Consider the following 21,033-nt stretch of genomic DNA (forward strand, 5'->3'; position numbering starts at 1 on the left):
TTCGTTTATTATAATTCGTAATTAAACGAAAGATGAGAGGCAAACATGTATCTGGTTTCTACTCGTAATATGCTCAATAAAGCACAGCGTGAAAATTATGCTGTGCCTGCTTTTAATATTCACAACTTGGAAACTATCCAAGTTGTGATGGAGACGGCTGCTGAAATGGCATCTCCCGTCATTCTAGCTGGTACACCAAGTACGTTTGCTTATGCAGGTAGTGATTATTTGATCTCTATTTGTCAACAAGCCGCAGAGCAATACCGAATTCCTGTTGCACTACATTTAGATCACCATGAAGATATTCCTGATATTTGCCATAAAGTCACTTCAGGTGTGCGATCAGCCATGATCGATGCCTCTCATTTTCAGTTTGAAGAAAACATTCGTATCGTCAAAGAAGTTGTTAATTTCTGCCATCATTGGGATTGCACTGTAGAGGCTGAATTAGGTCGTCTTGGTGGACAGGAAGATGATCTTATCGTTGATGCTAAAGATGCCCTATTCACCGATCCTGATTCAGCAGTACAATTTATTAAAGCAACTGGCATTGATTCATTAGCCGTTGCAATCGGTACAGCACATGGCATGTATAAACATGAGCCTCATCTTGATTTTGAACGTTTAGACATTATTCGCCAAAAAACTGATATTCCGTTAGTTCTTCATGGTGCATCGGGTATTCCTGATGCGGATGTGCGCCATTGTATTGATTTAGGTATTTGCAAGGTCAATGTTGCAACCGAACTAAAAATTGCTTTCTCCAACGCGATTAAGCAGTACTTTTTAGATAATCCTGATGCAAGTGATCCTCGCCATTACCTTGTACCGGGCAAAGCCGCAATGAAAGCGGTGGTTGCGGATAAAATTCGTGTCTGTAAAAGTGATGGGAAACTGTGAAAACAAATAGAACTGTCGCCATTATTGGCGAATGTATGATAGAGCTTAGTGGTCAACCGTTTTTACCACAACAACAGCGCTTTGGCGGTGATACGCTAAATACAGCGCTGTACTTAGCGCGACTTATCCCTACATTACATCCGTACTATATGACAGGTTTAGGCACTGATACTTACAGTGCCTTAATGCAAAAAGCATGGGAAGAAGAAGGAATTAACTGCCAATCTGTTATTACTATTCCCGAAAAACTTCCCGGCCTATATGCCATTGAAATTGATCCCTGCGGTGAGCGTAGTTTTCATTATTGGCGTAATGATGCGGCCGCACGTTATATTGCAACAGATAGCCGTTTTACGGCATATCTCAATGCACTACCTGATAATAGTGTAATTTATCTCAGCGGAATTTCTCTTGCTATTTTAACGCCGGAAGGAAAAGAGTCTCTACTCACGCAATTAATCCACCTTAAACAGCGTGGGATCACTTTAATTGTGGATTCAAATTATCGACCTCGCTTATGGGATTCAATATCTCATGCACAAGAATGGTTTGAAAAACTGTACAGGCTTAGCGATATCGCTTTAGTTACGGGTGATGATGAGCAAATGCTTTGGCAACACCCCATTTTGACAGAACAAGATATTGCACAACGCCTTCATCAATGGGGCAATCAAAACGTGATTGTCAAACTCGGTGCTCATGGCGCTTTCTGGTCTGATGGCATAGATACGGGCTATATCTCTCCCAAACCGATTGATTTAGTTGTTGATACTACCGCAGCGGGCGACTCGTTTAATGCTGGTTTTATTGCTGCTTGGCTACAAAATAATCGCTTACCAACTTGCTGTTTATGGGGAAATACATTAGCCGGGCTCGTTATTCAACACCATGGCGCCATCATCCCTCATAAAGTCACCGATTCATTCTATACATTAATCAAGGATAACCATGACACAGTCAATTGTTGATACACTTTCCTCACTGAAAGTGATCCCCGTGATCCAAATTAATCGCGCAGAAGATGCAATCTGGCTGGGTGAAATTCTAACCCAAAATCAATTACCTGTTGCTGAAATCACCTTTCGTACACCTGCGGCAGCTAAAGCTATTAAGTTAATGCATGAGCATTTTCCTGAGCTTATTTTATGCGCAGGAACAGTATTAACGGCACAACAAGCAGACATGGCAAAAGAAGCTGGAGCAAGCTTTGTCATTTCTCCAGGTTATAACCCAAGTACAGTTGATTATTGTCTGAATAATGGCATCAACATTGTGCCGGGAATTAATAATCCAAGCCAAATAGAAGTAGCCCTTGAAAGAGGCCTAACCTTAGTTAAATTCTTCCCAGCAGAAGCCTCTGGCGGTATAAAAATGCTAAAAGCACTTGCGGCACCTTACGCACAAATGCAATTTATGCCAACGGGTGGCATTAGTTTAAATAATGTCAGTGATTATCTCGCTATTCCACAAGTGGTGGCATGTGGCGGTAGCTGGATTGCAACTACTGAAGCTATTGATAAACAAGATAAGCAAACCATTGTTAATCATATTCAAAGTATCCATTCATTACTAAAAATCAATAAAGGATAAATACAATGAAACAGGTTGCCGTTTTATTAGCAGACGGATTCGAAGAAGGCGAAGCCGTTGTTTTTATTGATATCATGCGCCGTCTTGATATTCATGTTGATGTACTTTCTTGCATGGATACATTGGTATTAAATACTTATTTTGAAACTAAAATCAGTGCTGATTTTCTATTAACTGAAAAACTGACACACAGCTATGACGCAATAATGATGCCAGGTGGTCCTAAAGGTACTGATCGTTTATGTGCGAATGAACAAGTTATTCAATTTATTAAACGCCATATTGCTGAAGATAAATATATTTGTGCGCTATGCTCTTCTGGAGCAAAAGTATTAGCGGCACACCATCTTCTTGACGGTCGTAATTACAGCACAGGCGATAAATTGGCAGATAAATATGATGATGGCAATTATCTTGATCAAGATGTTGTTGTCGATGGAAAATTTATCAGTGCAAAAGGATTAGGTGTAAGTTTTGAATTTGCCTTTACCGTAGCTCGCCATTTATTAAGCGATAATACAGAAAAAGTAGACTGGCAAGCTAACCATATTTATTTCAAACACTGGCCACTAGATTATCTTAACTAACTAATTTTATTCTTTATGATTCACGATATAAAGGGGATTAACTCCCCTTTTTATACCTATCAAATCCATTATCTATCACACTAAAAACACTAATCTAGCCATTAATTATTCTCTGTTTCTTTCTCTCTATGTATACATAAAATATACATAAAAAAAACTGTACATTAATTCATCAAAAAAAGATTATTAACACTTATTTTGTTTCACTTAACGGTAGAAAATACGGTCATAAGAAGATTGATAAATTATTTTAAATTTTATAAATCAGAAATAAAAAATTAAATGAATAATTTTAATTTATATTTATATAACTAGTTATTTATTATAAAAAAACAGATAAAACAGTAACAATTCGAGATCAATATATTTTAATAATAGTACAAGTATAAACTTTTTATTCTAGTTATTAATAATTAATAAAATAAGTATTAATAACTATAAAATAATAAATATAAAATATTACGCTTATTTTAATTCACTCTCTTCATTTCTATTTCTTTATTCCCTTTTTTATTATACGCACACAAATAAAGTAACTTTACTTTATTATACTCAATGTTATTAATAAGCATGATTGCTATGTATATATACTAACCAAACCAAATAAAATGACTCAATATAGAAATAAACCATCAATAATTAAAATAAAATATAAAACAAATATCATGTTATGATACTTATATGGAATATATCTCTAGTAATTCTTAATATCTTTTCTTTCTATTTCATTTTAATTTTAGAGACATCTCTTAAAAACGTTAAGATAAATTGATTTATTTAAAATTATTTAATATAAGTAATCATGCCTTAAATTAAATTTCTTGGTAGTGAATTTATTTATTATTACCACTCTCAAGAGATCCTTTATTCGTTTTAATACAAGGATTTTATTATGTCAGATAGCTTTCAAAATGAAGTTCCTAAAGCGCGGGTAAATATAAAACTCGACTTACACACAGGTGGTGCACAGAAAAAAGTTGAGTTGCCTTTAAAACTATTAGCCATTGGTGACTACAGTAACGGAAAAGATAAACGTGTTCTTTCAGAAAGAGAGAAGGTCAATATTAATAAAAATAATTTCAATAGTGTTCTTACTGAATTTTCTCCATCGATCAGTCTTACCGTAAAAAACACATTAGCGAATGATGGTAGCGAAGAAAATATTAATCTGTCATTTAAAGAAATGGCTGATTTTGAGCCAGAACAAGTTGCTCGCCAAATACCACAACTGCGCGCCATGCTGGCAATGCGTAATCTCTTACGTGATTTGAAATCTAACCTTCTTGATAACATCACTTTTCGCCGTGAACTCGAAAATATCCTTAAAGATCCTGCGTTAAGTGATGAATTACGCGAAGAACTCTCTCAACTCGCTCCGAAAAAAGATTAATTGGGTTTTATCATTACAGGATCATGCTTATGTCAGTGAATAGCGAAAGTATTTCAAAGAGTACAACAACTGTGCTTGATGAGCCCGCTAATAGCGGTGTTTACGCCTCTCTCTTTGAGAAAATCAATCTCACTCCTGTTTCTCAGGTGAGCGATATTAATATCTTCCAAGACAATAGTGCTCTGGCTGATACAACTGCAAATGAACGCGTTACTGTTGCAGTTCAAGTTTTTCTCGATCGTTTGAAATCTTCAGGCCAAAAGGTTGAACGTTTAGATAGAACTCTACTCGATCACCATATTGCAGATTTAGATAGACAAATTAGTGAGCAACTTGATGAAGTCATGCATCATGCCGATTTCCAAAAAATAGAATCAGCATGGCGTGGACTAAAATTCTTAGTGGATCGTACTGATTTTCGCCAAAATGTGAAAATCGAATTACTCGATGTAGCCAAAGACGATTTACGCCAAGATTTTGAAGATTGCCCTGAAACTATTCAAAGTGGCCTTTATCACCATACTTATATCGAAGAATATGATACTCCCGGTGGTGAGCCTATTGCAGCTATTGTCTCTAATTATGAGTTTGATCGTAGCCCACAAGATATTGCACTGTTACGCAATATTGCAAAAATATCAGCATCTGCTCATATGCCATTTGTTGGCTCTGTTGGCCCTGCATTTTTTGGTAAAGACTCTATGGAAGAAGTCGCTGCCATTAAAGATATCAGCAACTATTTTGACCGTGCTGAATACATCAAATGGAAATCTTTCCGTGACTCTGACGATGCCCGCTATATTGGTTTAACAATGCCTCGTGTTTTAGGTCGCCTTCCTTATGGCCCAGAAACGGTTCCTGTGCGCAGTTTTAACTATATTGAAGAAGTAAAAGGCCCAGATCATGAGAAATATTTGTGGACAAATGCGACCTTTGCTTTTGCTGCCAATATGGTTAAAAGCTTTATTAATAATGGTTGGTGTGTACAAATCCGCGGTCCTCAGGCTGGCGGTGCGGTAAAAGATTTACCTATTCATCTTTATGATTTAGGAACAGGAAGTCAGGTCAAAATTCCATCCGAAGTCATGATCCCTGAAACACGAGAGTTCGAATTTGCCAACCTCGGTTTTATTCCTTTGTCTTACTATAAAAATCGTGATTACTCTTGTTTCTTCTCTGCAAATTCAGCACAAAAACCCGCTATTTATGATACCGCTGATGCGACAGCTAATAGCCGTATTAATGCGCGTTTACCTTATATCTTCCTGCTTTCACGAATTGCTCATTATTTAAAATTAATTCAGCGTGAAAATATCGGTACTACTAAAGATCGCCGTTTATTAGAGCTCGAATTAAATAATTGGGTTCGTGGTTTAGTTACTGAAATGACTGATCCAAGTGATGATTTACAAGCTTCTCACCCACTGCGCGATGCCAAAGTCGTTGTAGAAGATATTGAAGATAATCCAGGATTTTTCAGAGTGAAACTGTATGCCGTTCCTCACTTCCAAGTAGAAGGAATGGATGTAGATCTCTCGTTAGTATCTCAAATGCCAAAAGCGAAAGCATAAGGTGAAGCACGGATGAAAATATACCGCCCCCTCTGGAGTGATGGGGCCTTTTTGGCTCCTCAGCAATTTCAACAACAAGCAAGATGGGATAGCTATCTCATTAGCACTATCGCCAATATGACGATTGCATCAACATGGGGCGTGATTTGTGCTGAATTTGATGAAAGTGCTTTAACTATTTCACGCCTTAGCGCACAAAAATTAATTGTGCGTTTTCCTGATGGAACACTGATCGATACGACACTGGCTGACAATTTACCGCCAGTCAATGAACTCAGCCATTACTCTCAACATCAAACACTTGATATCGTTCTTGCCTTACCTTTATTGCAAGCCAATGGTGGCAATCTTATGCAAGAGGGTCGCTCTGATAGACCACAGCAGTTCTATCAAGAGTGGATGAAAGTCCAAGATTTAGTTGGTCAAGAACAAACGGATATTGCCGTATTACGCCACAGTATTACTTTGCGCTATGCCCATGAAGAAAACAGTGCTTATATGACTTGCCCTGTTGCTCGGTTAATTCGTAACACCCAAGGCGCATGGGAAATAGATAAGCATTTTATTCCCCCATTATTAAGTTGTAGTGCAAGCGCTGAATTAACCATGTTGTTTTCAGAATTCATGCATCGCTTAGTCGCAAAGCGCCGTCGCCTAATGACGATGCGCAGAGAAAATAATGAGCAAATGGCAGATTTTGCGGTTGCTGATGTCTCGCTTTTTTGGCTACTAAATGCGATTAATAGCGCTGAACCAGTATTAAGCGAATTACTATCATCAATGGGGCGCCACCCTGAACTTCTTTATCGTGAATTAGTACGTTTAGCGGGTGCGCTACTGACATTTTCACTCGATCATGAAAATGGTGATATTCCTCTTTATCAACACTCATTCCCTGAACAGGTTTTTCCACCTTTATTTAGCTTACTTAATACCCTATTAGAAGCGAGTTTACCTTCACGTGTAATTAGTATTGCCCTTGATAAAGAAGGACCTTTCTGGCGTGGTGAATTGCATGATCCTCGTCTACGCGAAGACGCTGACTTCTATCTTTCAGTGCGTTCTGCGTTGCCAGCTCATTTATTGATCACTCAATTTCCATTGCTTTGTAAAGCAGGCAGTAATGACGATGTTGCCAGTGTCGTTAACGTGGCGCTTAACGGTATTCCATTACAACCATTAACGCATGTTCCTGCCGCTATCCCTCTACGTTTAGAAAACCACTATTTTGCGCTTGAACTCAATAATTCAGCAGGCCAAGCCATGTTGTCTTCAGGTCATTGCGCCTTTTATGTACCGGGAACATTAGGTGAAATTCAACTCGAACTTTTTGCGGTGCTTCGATCATGATGACTAATTCAAGAACAGTTAAAAATAACCTGATTGATGTGCTTTTTGCTGATACTTGGTTAATGGTATGTCAACTACGTCAAGGAGCTGAAATTACTGATGGGAAAACCTTCTATCGACGCGTTTGCGAACATATTGACAAAACACGCCAAAATCTCACTGAAAAAGGTTACTCACAATCTGCCATTGAAAACATGCTTTATGCACAGTGTGCCTTAATTGATGAAAGCGTGATGAATCGGACTGAGCGTGATGATGGCTACTTACAGTGGATACAATCTCCATTACAAGCCAAATATTTCAATACGTTAGAAGCTGGAGATAAGCTTTGGGATAGATTACGTAATCTATTAAATGAACCAGCACCAAACCATGATGTGCTTATCTGTTTTCATCGTGTTATTACGCTTGGTTTTGTTGGCAAATATCGCCAAACCGATGCTCCAGAGCGAGAAAAAATAATTGAGTTACTTAATACCCAACTTCCCACTTATGCCCTATCAAGTGATTTACCTTTAGTAATGAAACCCAAAAACCGAATGAATCGTCGTCACCTATATTGGCTAGGGTGGTTAGGCGGATTTATCGTGATTGCAGCATTGTGGTGGGGCTTTTCTGTGTCATTAGAAAATTTACTTCAACAATGGGTAATTCAAGGAAAGTGATGCAAAAAAATAGGATAAAACAGTGTATTACATTGTTTTCAGCAAGCTTATTATTGTGGTTGCTTTGGGGATTTTGGTCTTTTGGTAAAGAGATCTCCTTTTTCCTGACGGCCTTTATTTGTATCGTCACACTGACTTTGTGTGTTTGGTTTTTCCGTCAACAAAAAAGTGCTCCTTACCTTAAAGATGCACTTACAAGCCAGCTTCCTCCTGATAACTATCAAGGTGCAGTTATTATTGTTTGTGGTCAATCACAAGCTCTTTTTCATGAAAATCAAACCTATCGAGAGACAGCTAAAGGTTGGTATATTTGTGCCTCTTCTCCTATCGATTTGATCAACATCACTCAACATATTGTTGATATTGCTCCCTTACAATTACGCCAATTGTCACTGTTATACGCCTTATTACCTGAACAACAATTACAACAAGAAGAAGTGACTCAAGAAACACTTAATTGGCGTCGCGCTATTCATGAAAGCAATAAAAAAGCAGGTAAAACATTACCTTTTTGGGTGACGCTTTATCTTAATTCCCCTGTTAATTACCTCAATTCACATTTTGATGACACTACACCGTGGATAACCTATTTAAGTGACCAACCAGAGTTACTGGTTATCTCTGACAATCTAGCAACACAACCGGTTTCAACATGGTTATCACAAAATACTGAACAAACCGAAAACCAGCTCACTATGGTACTTTGGCTTGATCAATTACTTGCTTGGTTAAAAAGTGAATTTATTCCTTTGCTTACTGTTGCTCAATCTGGTGCTCCAAGCCTTATTCCTGTTGCTTGGGCAATGCAATTTACGACCGTACCTACTATTTCAGATAACAGCTGGGCTCAATTTATTCACCACAAAACTACGTTATCTCCGACTATTGCCCAAACATCAAATAACAGCGACGAATTACCACTACCGGACATTGTGATTAATAAACTCTCTCACGATGTCAATTTACTAAAAATAGAAACTACCTTTGGTATTGTTGGCGTAATTTGCGGGTTATTTCTTATTGGTGCTCTCTCTGGTAGCTACCATCATAACAAGCAATTAATTTACGATAACAGTCATGATATCAACCACTTTAAAAGTATTACTGATGAGAATCTAGAACCTAAAAAAGTGGCTTATCAGCAGTTGCTTTCAGATGCAACGTTTCTCTCTCATTGGCAACGAGAAGGTATTCCTGCTCGCTACTCTTTAGCGTTATATCAAGGCAATAACATCTTACCTTATTTGCACGCCTTGCTTAGTTCATGGGCTCCACCACTACCACCAGCTCCTATCATTGTGCAAGAAGTTCCTGAAATGGTGACGTTAGATAGCCTTGCCCTCTTCGCATCGGGTCAATACGAATTAAAAAAAGAGGCCACCAAAGTACTTGTTGATGCGCTTATCAATATAAAAGCCAAACCAGGTTGGTTAATTGTCATTTCAGGGTACACCGACAACACCGGTAATCCTGATTTAAACCAAAAACTTTCTCTTAAACGAGCTGAAGCCGTGCGTGATTGGATGATCAAAACAGTGATATCGCACCATCTTGCTTTGCAGTGCAAGGATATGGTCAGCATCAGCCTGTTGCAGACAACTCAACACTCGATGGTCGGGCTCGTAATCGTCGAGTTGAAATTCGCCTGATACCTCAAGCCGATGCTTGTCAGGTATTAGCTGATGACCTTACGCCACTGAAGGATGGTGGCAACTAAACCTTAGAAAGGAGATGTAATTATGGCTATTCCTGTATACCTCTGGTTAAAAGATGACGGTAATGCGGACATCAAAGGTTCTGTTAATGTTCAAGATCGTGAAGGCAGTATCGAAGTCGTCGCTCAAGATCACAACTTGTACATTCCAACAGATAACAATACTGGCAAATTGACCGGTACACGTATCCATACTCCATTTATCTTCGTAAAAGAAATTGATGCATCCAGTCCGTATTTATACAAAGCAGTTACAACTGGGCAAACCTTGAAAAAGGCAGAGTTTAAGTGGTATCGCATCGATGATGCAGGCCAAGAAGTTGAATATTTCAACACTACGCTTGAAAACGTCAAAGTCGTAAAAGTGGCTCCTAAGATGCACAACATCAAAGATCCAACTAAAGAAAAACACAATCACCTTGAAGAAGTTGAATTGCGTTACGAAAAAATCACTTGGACTTACAAAGACGGAAATATCATTCATTCAGATTCATGGAATGAACGCGCTACTGCGTAAAACTAAAATAAACAGGCGGTTAGCCGCCTGTTTTAACAGCAAATTATTGTAATAACACTATTTGAAGCACAACGAGCAAATACTCTAAATAGTTCAAGGTGTAGCTAGGCGACAAAGGAATGAGTTGCTAGGAGCATACAAAAGTATGTGACTAGTACGAGTGAGTGCAGTCAACAACGCTACAACTTGAAATATGACGAGTATCAGGAGTATGTGGCTAGTGCGAGTGAGCATAGTCAACAACGCTACAACTTGAAATATGACGAGTATCAGGAGTATGTGACTAGTACGAGTGAGTGCAGTCAACAACGCTACAACTTGAAATATGACGAGTATACCTTATGAGCCTCGGTCTACGGCTAAGGGCGGTAGCGTACCTAAATTCCCTCAATAGGGACTTCATTACTGGGAGAAAATATGGAAAATCAATCTGTCATTCTATTACGTCGCTTAAATCCTTATTGCGCAAAAGCGCTGGAAGCGGCAGCCTCATTATGCCAAACCCGTGCCCACGCAGAAGTCACTATTGAACACTGGCTATTAAAAATTCTAGAACTTGGTGAAAGTGATATCACTGTATTAGCACGTCGCTACGAATGGGATTTATCTGCACTTTGGCAAAGCTTACTTGATGCAATTGATAAATTGCCCCGCTCTGTACGTAGCCGACCTCAATTATCCAAACCCTTATTAGAATTAATTAAAAATGCATGGGTCATTGCTTCTCTTGATGAAGATATCGAACAAATCCGCAGTGTGCACTTATTGCATACGATGACTAAACAACCAGCATTAGTTCCACTCGATGCACTTTGGCCTTTAATGACATTAGGTGAGACACAACTACAACGATTAAGACCTCTACTTGATGCTCAATCTGATGAAAGACCAGAAATTCAGCAGTTAGCTTCACATAATCATTTACCTGAAGCCCCTCTTACTCAACATAATGAAACCAATACTCCATCCTCAACGACAGATAACGCCATTATTGGTCACACTCTTAGTGATGCATTACAAGCAGTATTAAATAAATTCACTCTTGATGTGACAGAAAAAGCACGGCTGGGTGAAATTGATCCTGTCTTTGGTCGAGATGACGAAATTCGTCAAATGGTCGATATTCTCTCTCGTCGTCGTAAAAATAACCCTATTCTTGTTGGAGAGCCTGGTGTAGGTAAAACCGCACTTGTTGAAGGATTAGCATTACGTATTGCTGAAAAAAATGTTCCTATCAGTTTACAAACTACCTCATTACGCACTCTAGATTTAGGTCTATTACAAGCGGGGGCGGGAGTAAAAGGTGAATTTGAACAGCGGTTAAAAAACGTTATCGATGCCGTTCAACAATCACCCACACCAATTCTACTTTTTATCGATGAAGCGCATACAATTATTGGTGCAGGTAATCAAGCCGGTGGTGCTGATGCAGCTAACTTATTAAAACCCGCATTGGCTCGCGGTGAACTACGAACTATCGCCGCAACCACTTGGTCTGAATACAAACAATATTTTGAACGTGATGCCGCATTAGAACGTCGTTTTCAAATAGTTAAAGTTGACGAGCCTGATGATGAAAAAGCCTTTTTAATGTTACGAGGATTAAAATCTCGTTATGCCAAATATCATGACGTACACATCACTGATGATGCAGTAAAAGCCGCCGTCACTTTATCTCGCCGTTATTTAACAGGTCGCCAACTTCCTGATAAAGCGGTGGATTTACTTGATACAGCAAGTGCGCGTATTCGAATGAGTTTGGACACCTTACCTGAAGAACTCACTCGCATTAAAGCCAAGCGTTATGCACTTGAACTAGAACAAAAAGCAATACTTGATGACATCACTATTGGTAATTTAACCAATCAAACCAAGTTATCTGATTTATCTTCTCAAGATGCCCAATTAGCACTTCAACTTGAAGCCTTAGAACAGCGTTTTGAGCAAGAAAAAGAGATTATCTGTCAGCTAATTGAAAGCAGACAAGATCCCGAAAATACCGAAACATCGGCACAGTTACAGCAACAACTCTCACAATTACAACAAGAAGCACCACTTTTAAATCCTGATGTAGACGTTCGCACAGTGGCAACGGTTATTGCCGATTGGACAGGTGTTCCACTTTCAAGTCTTCTTAAAGATGAACAAATCGGCCTATTAGAGCTAGAAAGTAACTTATCAAAATATGTTGTTGGACAAGACAGTGCTTTACTCGCATTAGCACAACGTCTGCGTGCATCTAGAACAGGATTAGTATCTGAAAACGGACCTCAAGGCGTATTTTTATTAGTGGGTCCAAGTGGTGTAGGTAAAACAGAATCAGCCATTGCGCTGGCAGAATGTCTGTTTGGCGGTCAAAAATCCCTAATCACTATCAATATGTCTGAATATCAAGAAGCACATACAGTCAGCCAATTAAAAGGCTCACCTCCAGGTTATGTTGGATACGGTCAAGGTGGTGTATTAACCGAAGCAGTAAGAAAACGCCCTTATAGCATTGTGTTATTAGATGAAGTTGAAAAAGCACATCGCGATGTTCTCAATCTTTTCTATCAAGTATTTGATAGAGGCTTTATGCGTGATGGTGAAGGTCGTGAAATTGATTTTCGTAATACCGTTATTTTAATGACCGCAAATTTAGGCAGTGATTATTTAATGCAACAACTGGAAGAGTCACCATTAAGTACAGATAGCGATTTACAAGAGACACTGCGCCCTATTTTACGTGACCATTTTCAACCCGCACTACTGGCTCGTTTCCAAACATTAATTTACCGTCCTCTTGATGCAACGGCACTACGCATTATTGTTGAGATGAAATTAAAAAATGTGATCAAGCGACTTTACACTCACTATCGATTAACAGGTTTTGTCGAAGAAACTCTCTACGACACCATTGTAGATGCCTGTTTATTACCAGATACAGGTGCGAGAAATATCGATAGCCTGCTTAATCAACAAATTCTCCCTATTCTTAGCCAGCAACTCCTTTTACGCCAAGCCAATGCTGAAAAATCACAATATGTCATTTTAGGTTTTAATGAAGAAGAAGGTATTACATTGAGTTTTAGTGATGAGTTGCCAAACTAACAATAACTAAGATCTATCGCCAAAATGACTCGTAAAACGCTCACTATAATTATTTTCACATTCATCGTTATTGTGGTGAGCTCACTGTTTTTCCCCAAGAAAAAACCACAAGATGACTACCTTGCTGGGAATTTACACGGGTTTAATCATGTAAAAGGTACTTCTGTAAATTGGTTTATGGTCAATGGCTATTATGGCGAAGGGGGTGGCGGAACCTGTTGTATTGTCGTGCCCGCCAAATGGACGCCGAATCAATGGGTCAAAGTGGAATGGGAGGTCGATCCCAATGCTTACCCCGGTGATATTCCTGAATTTAATGATCCTTACTACAAAGAATATATGAGGTTACATAAAGCCAATTACCGTCGTTATAGCAAAATGGTAGAAATTCCCGAATATAACGACCCCTGTGATGTGAAAGTGCATTTTCTTCCCTGCCAAGAGGTTCGGATCACATTATCTTGTTATTCCCCAGGACACCCTAATTACCCTATTTCGGTTCCAACAAAGATGGAGGAGCCTGCAATATGCCCACAAAATTAACCCGCAAAAAACTCATGTTTGTTGGGATAATCATTGCTCTTCTTGCGATCTATTTTCTCTTTATCCGACAACCAAAAGTGGAATATTTAGCCGGTAGTATGAGTGGTATTAACCATGTGAAAGGCACCTCGGTGAATTGGTTTAAAGTCAATGGTTATTACGGGCAAGGTGCAGCCGGAACTTGTTGCATTATGGTACCTGCCAAGTGGACGCCTAATCAATGGGTCAAAGTGGAATGGGAAGTCGATCCTGATGCATACCCTACAGATTCACCGGGTGTGACAGATCCCAAATTTGATGCTTATATGAAAAAACACGAAGCCAATTATCGCCGCTATCAAAAAATGGTTGAAATCCCTGAATATGGCGAGCCTTGTAGTGTTGATGTCCATTTTCTCCCTTGTCAGGAAGTAAAAATCACCCTATCTTGCCATGCAACCAATCATCCTGATTATCCTATAAAAGAGCCTAGCTTTATGGAGGAGCCTGCAATATGTCCACAAAATTAACCCGTAAGAAACTCATATTTGTTGGGATAATCATTGCTCTTCTTGCGATCTATTTTTTCTTTATCCGACAACCGAAAGTGGAGTATTTAGCAGGCAATTTACACGGCTTTAACCATGTGAAAGGCACCTCGGTGAATTGGTTTAAAGTCAATGGTTATTACGGGCAAGGTGCAGCCGGAACTTGTTGCATTATGGTGCCGGCAAAATGGACACCTAATCAATGGGTCAAAGTGGAATGGGAAGTCGATCCTGATGCGTATTCAGATAAATCGCCACCTTTAGGTACTGATGAATTTCGCCAATATATGAAAAAACACAAAGCCAATTATCGCCACTATCAAAAAATGGTTGAAATCCCCGAATACGATGAGCCTTGTAGTGTCAAAGTCCATTTTCTTCCTTGCCAAGAAGTAAAAATTAGCCTGTCTTGTTATTCCCCTTGGCTTCCCGAATATCCAATAAAAGAACCATTAGAAATGGAGGAGCCTGCAATATGTCCATAAAAGTACTCACTGATAAACAACTTCATTTTGCACTTATCCATAACATCAAAGCTAATTTAAACGATCAACATGCAACCAAAGGCGATCCCTGCTGGGCTCCACCTCATTTTCCTAATCAAGGACGTTTAACACTGACTTCTCAACAAGTAAAAGAGAATATCAAGAAGATTGAAGCTGAAGAAAATAAACATAAGCACTACACAAAAAAAAGTACAATCCAATGTTGTAAAAGCTTACATGTTAGCTTCTTTTTTGATGGTACAAATAACAATAATAAAAATGATACAGACGATGCGAATCCACCACATCCTACAAATGTGGCAAAGCTTTATCATGCCTGTGCCCCTAATGATTACCAAGCCAAACAAAAAGGATTTTATGCTTACTATATGCCTGGTGTCGGCACCCCTTTTCCTGAAATTAAAACTTATGAGTATTACAGTTCAGGGTTAACCTACGCAACAGGTGGTCAAGCTCGAATTAGTTGGGCACTTATTCAAATATATAATACTTTATTTCATGCCGTAACAGGTCATGAGCTTACTTTAGCTAAAATGCGGGTATTACTTCTAAAGATGAGCATTGCGGATAGTTATAATCCAACCAGTATTTTACTAGAACAATTTAGAACGATAATAAATGAATTAATATGGAATAAACCTAAATTAGTAGTTTTAAAGTTATATATTTATGGATTCTCGCGTGGTTCAGCAGAAGCAAGAACATTTGTGTATTGGTTAGATAAATTCCTCACTTGCATACATACACAAGATCCACCATTAAGACAATTAATATTTCCCAAAGGAACCATTTATGGTATTCCTGTCTCTGTTGAGTTTTTAGGGCTTTTTGATACCGTGCCAGCCGTTGGTTTAGCCAATGTTATGCCGATGTTTACCGGCCACAATGGTTGGGCAAATGGCACCCAACAACTGCCCAAATCAGATTTAATTAAAAACTGTTATCATTTTGTAGCTGCTCATGAACAACGCCAATCCTTTGCTATCGATTCAATACGTACACCTGAAGGAAACTATCCTCCTAATACCATAGAAGTGATTTATCCCGGAATGCATTCTGATATAGGGGGTGGCTATCCGCCAGGAGATCAAGGTAAAGCAAGAGCAGGTCATGAAGAACTTATATCTCAAATTACTCTACATGATATGTACGCTGCCGCAATAAATGCAGGAGCTCCTTTAGCGTTAAGTAAAGAGTCTTTTTTATTATTAACTCCAAAGCAACAAAACTATTATTTATTTAGAAATATATCTGATACAACAAAACTAGAATTTGACTTTTCCATAGAACTTATAAACAAATTCAATACCTGGCTAGAACAGACCCTTCCAGAAATAATAATAAAAAAAGAAGATAATAATATAAAATCGTATATACCTAACCGCTTTATCACCGCTGATATTGAAAGCGTTATTGAATGCCAGCTTATTTTAATCACCGCTTGGCGTATTGGGCGTTATGCTTCATCTCAAGACTCAGAGATGAACCTGATAAAACAAGACTTCTTTAAAAATGCTCCACAACATGCAGATATAAAAGCACAACCCTATGAGCCGGAATTTAGTAAACAGGCCAGTAGTACATTAGCAAAAGAGTATTCGGATATAGAAAATAAAAGTACCGAAATTCGTAAAAATAGAGAAAAAGAGCAAAGTAAACAAACTGATGTTGATAATTGGCAACCTTCACCTGAAAACATAGGTCCTCCTTTATTTGATGCAACTAATGCAAGAGGCCAATTTTGGGAAGCTTCTTTAGAATTTAAAGCAGATTATAATGATTTACCTCGTTCTTCACCTTTAATTCAATTTACTCTTCGCACAAAAAAAGCTTGCCAAGGAATTGATTATTATCATTCTATAGATAATCCATATTATAAACCAGATACAACCTGCGACTCGTTACCTGAAAATACTTTTCCTGTGGGTGTTGTAGGTCAATCGCTCTTTTTACAAAATTTAGATGGTACAGTAGAAGAATATGCACATGTCATTACTTATCAAGATGAACGAAGTGAATATTTAAGCCTAAAAGAAAAAAGTAGATATATATATTCCATTTTAAAGCCCATTTTAATTAAAAATAATCGTGACTCTTATTTAGGAGAAATAGTTGATCTGTTAGATAACCATATACATGATTCAAGAGCTTGGTTTATGCATTCTGAAAGTGGGCTTCGTGAGCCTTTCGGCGGTTATTTTTTATCTCGCATGATCTACTTTGGTGATAAATGGAGCAAATCTATGCGAATTTTATCAGCTGATGAATTTACTTATCGAGATAAAAACAACAAAAAATATATAAAACTCGATTACTTACCTACCTATGGTTTAAATTTAATTAATAAGAAAATAGAAAGTAGAATAAAAGACGAAAAACCAATTCAGACTAATGAAGTTACAAAAGTAATAAATAAACTTAATGAAATAAAAAAAGACAAAAATATCCACAAAATATCTAGTTCATTAAACCACTATGTTAATAATTAATATTATCTAATAACTCCTTCACAAGGATAAACACCGAAAGTTTGTTAATAATAAACAAACGGGATGTGTTTATATAATTCAGCTATGAACTTAAAAAAAACAACTCAGACTCTACTTAATGGACAAAATCGCTATCATCTTAATGTACAAGGATGTGATGTTTTATTTGATGTAGAACACTTCACAGGACGTGAAGCAATAAGTGATACCTATCATTATCAAATTACCTTTACTTGCCTAGCTCAAGATTTACAGCCACAACAACTCTTGCGTCGTAGTGCAACCCTATCTTTTACACCGCCAATTAACAGTATTACCGATTTGGCAACGCAAGAGCCTATCACCAAACAAGTTCATGGTGTTATCACACAATTTCGGCGTTTATCAGGATCTGTGGATGAAGCGCGTTATCAACTCGTTATTGAGCCTGTCTTTGCATTATTACGTCATCAAATCCGCTCTCATCGATTTTTTCTCAATCAATCTGTGCCCGATGTTGTAAGCCAAATTTTACGTGAGCATAATTTTAAAGATTGGGAGTTTGAATTTACACTTAAAAATGAATATCCCAAACGCGAGCAAATTAATCAATACAATGAAAGTGATCGTCAATTTATAGAACGACTATTAAGTGAAGTCGGTATTTTTTACTCATTCTATTTGCAAGACCAAACACAAACTGAAGTTATCCATTTTGCCGATCGCCAAAGTGCTTATATCTTTGATAAAACATTACCTCTCAATAGCCCTTCCGGTATGAACGATAACCACCAAGAAAGTGTGTGGGGATTATCATTACACCATCAAGTTGTCGAGCAAAATGTATTAACAAAAGACTATAACCATCGACAAGCGCAAGACACATTATTATCTGCGGTTGCTGATATGACACGTGGTGAAGGTGATGAAATCCACTATGGTGAAGTTTATCATTACCAAGCAAGACATCTTACTCGTGGCGATAAACTCACACCTGAAGCAGAAACTGCTAACTTTTGGGCAAGACTCGATCATGAACGTTTTCTTACTCGACAAACTCGCTTAAAAGGCGAAAGTAATGCCGACTTTTTATCACCGCTCCAAGTGCTTTCTATCACTGATAACGCAATACCTTCATCATTACCGTCAGTGTTTCAATCACCGATTTTAATCACTCGTTTACGCTTTAGTGGTGGTCGAGAAAAAGCACTACAAGTACGGTTTAATGCCATTCCTTACAGTGAAACACTGTGCTGGCGTCCAGTTGTTAAACCTCGTCCAATTATTACAGGCACACTGACTGCGCGTATTACTAGTGCAAAAGATAATGATATTTACGCCCACCAAAATGAACACGGTTTTTATTGGGTAAAATTTGATGCTGACCGTGATGAAAAACCCATGGGTTATGAAAGTATGCCAGTTCGCTTGGCAAAACCTTATTCGGGTGATACCTATGGGATGCATTTTCCATTAATTCAAGGTACTGAAGTCGCTATCGCCTTTCATGAGGGCGACCCAGACCGACCTTATATCGCCCATGCATTGCATGATTCTCGCCATCCCGATCATGTAACGGATAGAAACAATACACGTAATGTTATTCGTACTCCTGCAAATAATAAGCTGCGAATGGAAGATAAACGCGGTGAAGAGCATATTAAACTCAGTACCGAATATGGGGGTAAATCTCAATTAAATTTAGGTCATATTGTCGATGCCAATCGTGATAAACGTGGTGAAGGTTTTGAGTTACGCACTGATAGTTGGGGAGCTATAAGAGCAGGCAAAGGATTATTTATTAGTGCAGATAATCAAGCCAAAGCAGGTGGTGAAGTGCTGGCAATGGACCCTGCAATATCTTTAGTCAAGGGAGCAATAAGTCAGTTAGATGATTGTAGAGAAATCACACAAGCACATCACAATCTCCAACCAGAAAAAGAAGGGTTAGATAATCTTTTAAAAAACACCGATAAACTAGCATCACCTTCTATTTTAATGCATGCACCAGAAGGAATAGGTATTGTTACCAATGAAACACTACTTATGCAAAGTGTTGAAGCACTCTATGCTCAAACAAAAGGTGAAATGCACCTATCAAGTACACAGAAAATAGCAGTAAATGCATATCAACAAATCTCGATGTTGTCTCAAAAAGAAGGAATACGCATTGTCTCTGGAAAAGGACCTTTTGAATTAGAATCACATGGCGATATCTTCGAAGCAACGGCACTTAAAGATATTACGGTACAATCAACTCAAGGTCATATTCAATTAACTGCTAAAAATGGAATTACTTTAGGCTGTGGCGGTGGATATATTAAAATAATGCCTGATGGCCAAATTGAAATTCATACACCGAGTCGTTTAAGCCTCAAAGGGCAACATATTTGGAGTGAGCCAGCGAGTGAAGATTTCCCATTACCAGACCTTCCTCAATCTGTTTGTAAAGAGTGTTTAAAGAAAGCCCAAGAAAATGCTATGGGAGTCGCTATCCGTGAATAATACATTACAATCCCCATCAAAAGAAATAACGGATCAATGGATAAAACAATTAAAATTGATCTCAGAAAAAACACATCTAGATTATCTCGATATTGTTATTGACCAAGCTGGGTTAGAAAATCCCATCGTTCCAGCTTTAATCAAGATGGATAATGATATTAGATGGTTTTCGCTTTTCACTAATATGCCGGAAGAAGGTTTTTTAGAACAAGCTCCTCTACTTATTCGTATTGAGTGGAATAAAAGTACACATTTAATCTTATTAGAAGAGCTATTTGAATTACTTTATTCAGAGCCTCGATTATTAATAACATCATCCCCTCTTCCATTTAATATGTTATCTACATTTCTACTTTCTCTTGCAGAAATTGAATGGGGCTTTAAATCTTGCTTACTTCGCTTTTATGATACACGGGTATTTCCGACACTAGTAAAAGATATTCTCACTCCTGAGCAAAAAAAAAGATTCACTGATATTACTTTTATTTGGGGCTGGCTAGATAGAGACAATGATATGAGTTGGTTATTAGGGAGTTATCATCCAGAGATTGAAGATAAGTCTTTTCCAACAATGCAATTTAACGATGAACAAATTAATAAAATTGGCTGTATAAGTGATGCAGAGGAATTAAGAGCATATTCTGAATTTAATAACACATCGATAACTCAAGAAGAAAATTTCAACCATCTATATGCTCTTGCTATTCAAGCCAATAATAGTGACCATTTGGGTACAATAGAAGAATATGTTCGCAAATACTATTCTAATAATTAACCCCTCAGATTACTATTTTTAAAATTCACGCTTAAAAAGAACATAAAATGAAAAAAATAATTAGAGTCGGAGATACTTTAAATCCTTATGGTGGAAAAGTGATTACAGGAAGCTATTTAGCATATGGAAAGTCTGTTGCTTGTGTTGGCGATAAGGTTATTTGTAATAAGCATGGTGAAAATAGAATTATTGAAGGAGCAAAAAATTCAACAATAAATAAAAGAGCAGTTGCATTAGAAGGGCACCATTGTGCTTGTGGTTGTACTTTAGTAAGTTCACTTTCTAATATAAGTATCAAATCATAAATTAATTATTTATATGTCATTCTTATTTTA

Annotated in this window: 18 protein-coding genes; all 18 read left to right on the forward strand. The window is 37.9% G+C overall.

Annotated features, from left to right (window positions below; all coding sequences use genetic code 11):
- Positions 1-45 precede the first annotated feature (45 nt).
- The 18 genes from DK866_RS02055 (at position 46) to DK866_RS02140 (ending at position 21,003) form a co-directional block, all read left to right on the forward strand.
- Complete coding sequence (locus DK866_RS02055) at positions 46-900, forward strand: tagatose bisphosphate family class II aldolase (RefSeq protein WP_109407522.1); 855 nt, start codon at positions 46-48, stop codon at positions 898-900.
- A complete protein-coding gene (locus DK866_RS02060; RefSeq protein ID WP_109407523.1) occupies positions 897-1,868 on the forward strand; it encodes a sugar kinase in 972 nt (323 codons plus the stop codon). Before DK866_RS02055 ends, DK866_RS02060 begins: the two co-directional genes overlap by 4 nt.
- Positions 1,849-2,490 (forward strand): bifunctional 4-hydroxy-2-oxoglutarate aldolase/2-dehydro-3-deoxy-phosphogluconate aldolase, encoded by a 642-nt coding sequence (locus DK866_RS02065; RefSeq protein WP_109407524.1) that lies wholly within the window; start codon positions 1,849-1,851, stop codon positions 2,488-2,490. The genes DK866_RS02060 and DK866_RS02065 overlap by 20 nt, the downstream gene beginning before the upstream one ends.
- Positions 2,491-2,495: 5 nt before the next feature.
- Complete coding sequence (locus tag DK866_RS02070; protein ID WP_109407525.1) at positions 2,496-3,077, forward strand: DJ-1/PfpI family protein; 582 nt, start codon at positions 2,496-2,498, stop codon at positions 3,075-3,077.
- Between the two features lie 892 nt (positions 3,078-3,969).
- A complete protein-coding gene (tssB, locus tag DK866_RS02075; RefSeq protein ID WP_109407526.1) occupies positions 3,970-4,467 on the forward strand; it encodes a type VI secretion system contractile sheath small subunit in 498 nt (165 codons plus the stop codon).
- A gap of 23 nt (positions 4,468-4,490) precedes the next feature.
- Positions 4,491-6,038 carry a type VI secretion system contractile sheath large subunit gene (tssC, locus tag DK866_RS02080; protein WP_109407527.1) on the forward strand — a complete coding sequence of 516 codons (1,548 nt, stop codon included), beginning with the start codon at positions 4,491-4,493 and terminating at the stop codon, positions 6,036-6,038.
- 12 nt (positions 6,039-6,050) lie between these two features.
- A complete protein-coding gene (gene tssK, locus DK866_RS02085; protein ID WP_109407528.1) occupies positions 6,051-7,388 on the forward strand; it encodes a type VI secretion system baseplate subunit TssK in 1,338 nt (445 codons plus the stop codon).
- Positions 7,385-8,053 (forward strand): type VI secretion system protein TssL, short form, encoded by a 669-nt coding sequence (gene tssL / locus DK866_RS02090; protein ID WP_109407529.1) that lies wholly within the window; start codon positions 7,385-7,387, stop codon positions 8,051-8,053. The genes tssK and tssL overlap by 4 nt, the downstream gene beginning before the upstream one ends.
- Entirely contained in the window at positions 8,053-9,702 is a 1,650-nt protein-coding gene (locus DK866_RS02095; RefSeq protein ID WP_244179638.1) for an OmpA family protein, read from the forward strand. Before tssL ends, DK866_RS02095 begins: the two co-directional genes overlap by 1 nt.
- A 90-nt stretch (positions 9,703-9,792) precedes the next feature.
- Positions 9,793-10,284: an Hcp family type VI secretion system effector gene (locus DK866_RS02100; RefSeq protein WP_023583757.1), complete on the forward strand. Its 492-nt coding sequence runs from the start codon at positions 9,793-9,795 to the stop codon at positions 10,282-10,284.
- A gap of 417 nt (positions 10,285-10,701) precedes the next feature.
- Positions 10,702-13,374: a type VI secretion system ATPase TssH gene (tssH, locus tag DK866_RS02105; protein ID WP_109407530.1), complete on the forward strand. Its 2,673-nt coding sequence runs from the start codon at positions 10,702-10,704 to the stop codon at positions 13,372-13,374.
- Between the two features lie 24 nt (positions 13,375-13,398).
- Complete coding sequence (locus tag DK866_RS02110; RefSeq protein WP_109407531.1) at positions 13,399-13,917, forward strand: DUF3304 domain-containing protein; 519 nt, start codon at positions 13,399-13,401, stop codon at positions 13,915-13,917.
- The gene (locus tag DK866_RS02115) at positions 13,902-14,426 is read left to right on the forward strand and encodes a DUF3304 domain-containing protein (RefSeq protein WP_109407532.1); all 525 of its coding nucleotides are present in this window, start codon (positions 13,902-13,904) and stop codon (positions 14,424-14,426) included. Before DK866_RS02110 ends, DK866_RS02115 begins: the two co-directional genes overlap by 16 nt.
- Complete coding sequence (locus DK866_RS02120; protein WP_109407533.1) at positions 14,411-14,929, forward strand: DUF3304 domain-containing protein; 519 nt, start codon at positions 14,411-14,413, stop codon at positions 14,927-14,929. The genes DK866_RS02115 and DK866_RS02120 overlap by 16 nt, the downstream gene beginning before the upstream one ends.
- On the forward strand, positions 14,920-17,439 hold the full coding sequence (locus DK866_RS02125) for a T6SS phospholipase effector Tle1-like catalytic domain-containing protein (protein WP_109407534.1): 2,520 nt from the start codon (positions 14,920-14,922) through the stop codon (positions 17,437-17,439). Before DK866_RS02120 ends, DK866_RS02125 begins: the two co-directional genes overlap by 10 nt.
- Positions 17,440-17,523: 84 nt before the next feature.
- Positions 17,524-19,923, forward strand: coding sequence for a type VI secretion system Vgr family protein (locus tag DK866_RS02130; protein WP_109407535.1), 2,400 nt, complete (start codon positions 17,524-17,526; stop codon positions 19,921-19,923).
- Positions 19,916-20,698, forward strand: a complete 783-nt coding sequence (locus tag DK866_RS02135) for a DUF4123 domain-containing protein (RefSeq protein ID WP_162556967.1) — start codon at positions 19,916-19,918, stop codon at positions 20,696-20,698. Before DK866_RS02130 ends, DK866_RS02135 begins: the two co-directional genes overlap by 8 nt.
- Positions 20,699-20,745: 47 nt before the next feature.
- The gene (locus DK866_RS02140) at positions 20,746-21,003 is read left to right on the forward strand and encodes a PAAR domain-containing protein (RefSeq protein ID WP_109401495.1); all 258 of its coding nucleotides are present in this window, start codon (positions 20,746-20,748) and stop codon (positions 21,001-21,003) included.
- The last annotated feature ends 30 nt before the right edge of the window (positions 21,004-21,033 follow it).

Source organism: Proteus genomosp. 4 str. ATCC 51469, from assembly GCF_003144375.1.
Lineage (GTDB): Bacteria > Pseudomonadota > Gammaproteobacteria > Enterobacterales > Enterobacteriaceae > Proteus.

What these genes read in the sequence shown, in the direction of transcription:
- DK866_RS02055 (WP_109407522.1), top strand. Translation starts at nt 46, where the DNA reads ATGTATCTGGTTTCTACTCGTAATATGCTCAATAAAGCACAGCGTGAA.
- DK866_RS02065 (WP_109407524.1), top strand. Translation starts at nt 1,849, where the DNA reads ATGACACAGTCAATTGTTGATACACTTTCCTCACTGAAAGTGATCCCC.
- DK866_RS02070 (WP_109407525.1), top strand. Translation starts at nt 2,496, where the DNA reads ATGAAACAGGTTGCCGTTTTATTAGCAGACGGATTCGAAGAAGGCGAA.
- tssB (WP_109407526.1), top strand. Translation starts at nt 3,970, where the DNA reads ATGTCAGATAGCTTTCAAAATGAAGTTCCTAAAGCGCGGGTAAATATA.
- tssC (WP_109407527.1), top strand. Translation starts at nt 4,491, where the DNA reads ATGCTTATGTCAGTGAATAGCGAAAGTATTTCAAAGAGTACAACAACT.
- tssK (WP_109407528.1), top strand. Translation starts at nt 6,051, where the DNA reads ATGAAAATATACCGCCCCCTCTGGAGTGATGGGGCCTTTTTGGCTCCT.
- tssL (WP_109407529.1), top strand. Translation starts at nt 7,385, where the DNA reads ATGATGACTAATTCAAGAACAGTTAAAAATAACCTGATTGATGTGCTT.
- DK866_RS02095 (WP_244179638.1), top strand. Translation starts at nt 8,053, where the DNA reads ATGCAAAAAAATAGGATAAAACAGTGTATTACATTGTTTTCAGCAAGC.
- DK866_RS02100 (WP_023583757.1), top strand. Translation starts at nt 9,793, where the DNA reads ATGGCTATTCCTGTATACCTCTGGTTAAAAGATGACGGTAATGCGGAC.
- tssH (WP_109407530.1), top strand. Translation starts at nt 10,702, where the DNA reads ATGGAAAATCAATCTGTCATTCTATTACGTCGCTTAAATCCTTATTGC.
- DK866_RS02110 (WP_109407531.1), top strand. Translation starts at nt 13,399, where the DNA reads ATGACTCGTAAAACGCTCACTATAATTATTTTCACATTCATCGTTATT.
- DK866_RS02115 (WP_109407532.1), top strand. Translation starts at nt 13,902, where the DNA reads ATGCCCACAAAATTAACCCGCAAAAAACTCATGTTTGTTGGGATAATC.
- DK866_RS02120 (WP_109407533.1), top strand. Translation starts at nt 14,411, where the DNA reads ATGTCCACAAAATTAACCCGTAAGAAACTCATATTTGTTGGGATAATC.
- DK866_RS02125 (WP_109407534.1), top strand. Translation starts at nt 14,920, where the DNA reads ATGTCCATAAAAGTACTCACTGATAAACAACTTCATTTTGCACTTATC.
- DK866_RS02130 (WP_109407535.1), top strand. Translation starts at nt 17,524, where the DNA reads ATGAACTTAAAAAAAACAACTCAGACTCTACTTAATGGACAAAATCGC.
- DK866_RS02140 (WP_109401495.1), top strand. Translation starts at nt 20,746, where the DNA reads ATGAAAAAAATAATTAGAGTCGGAGATACTTTAAATCCTTATGGTGGA.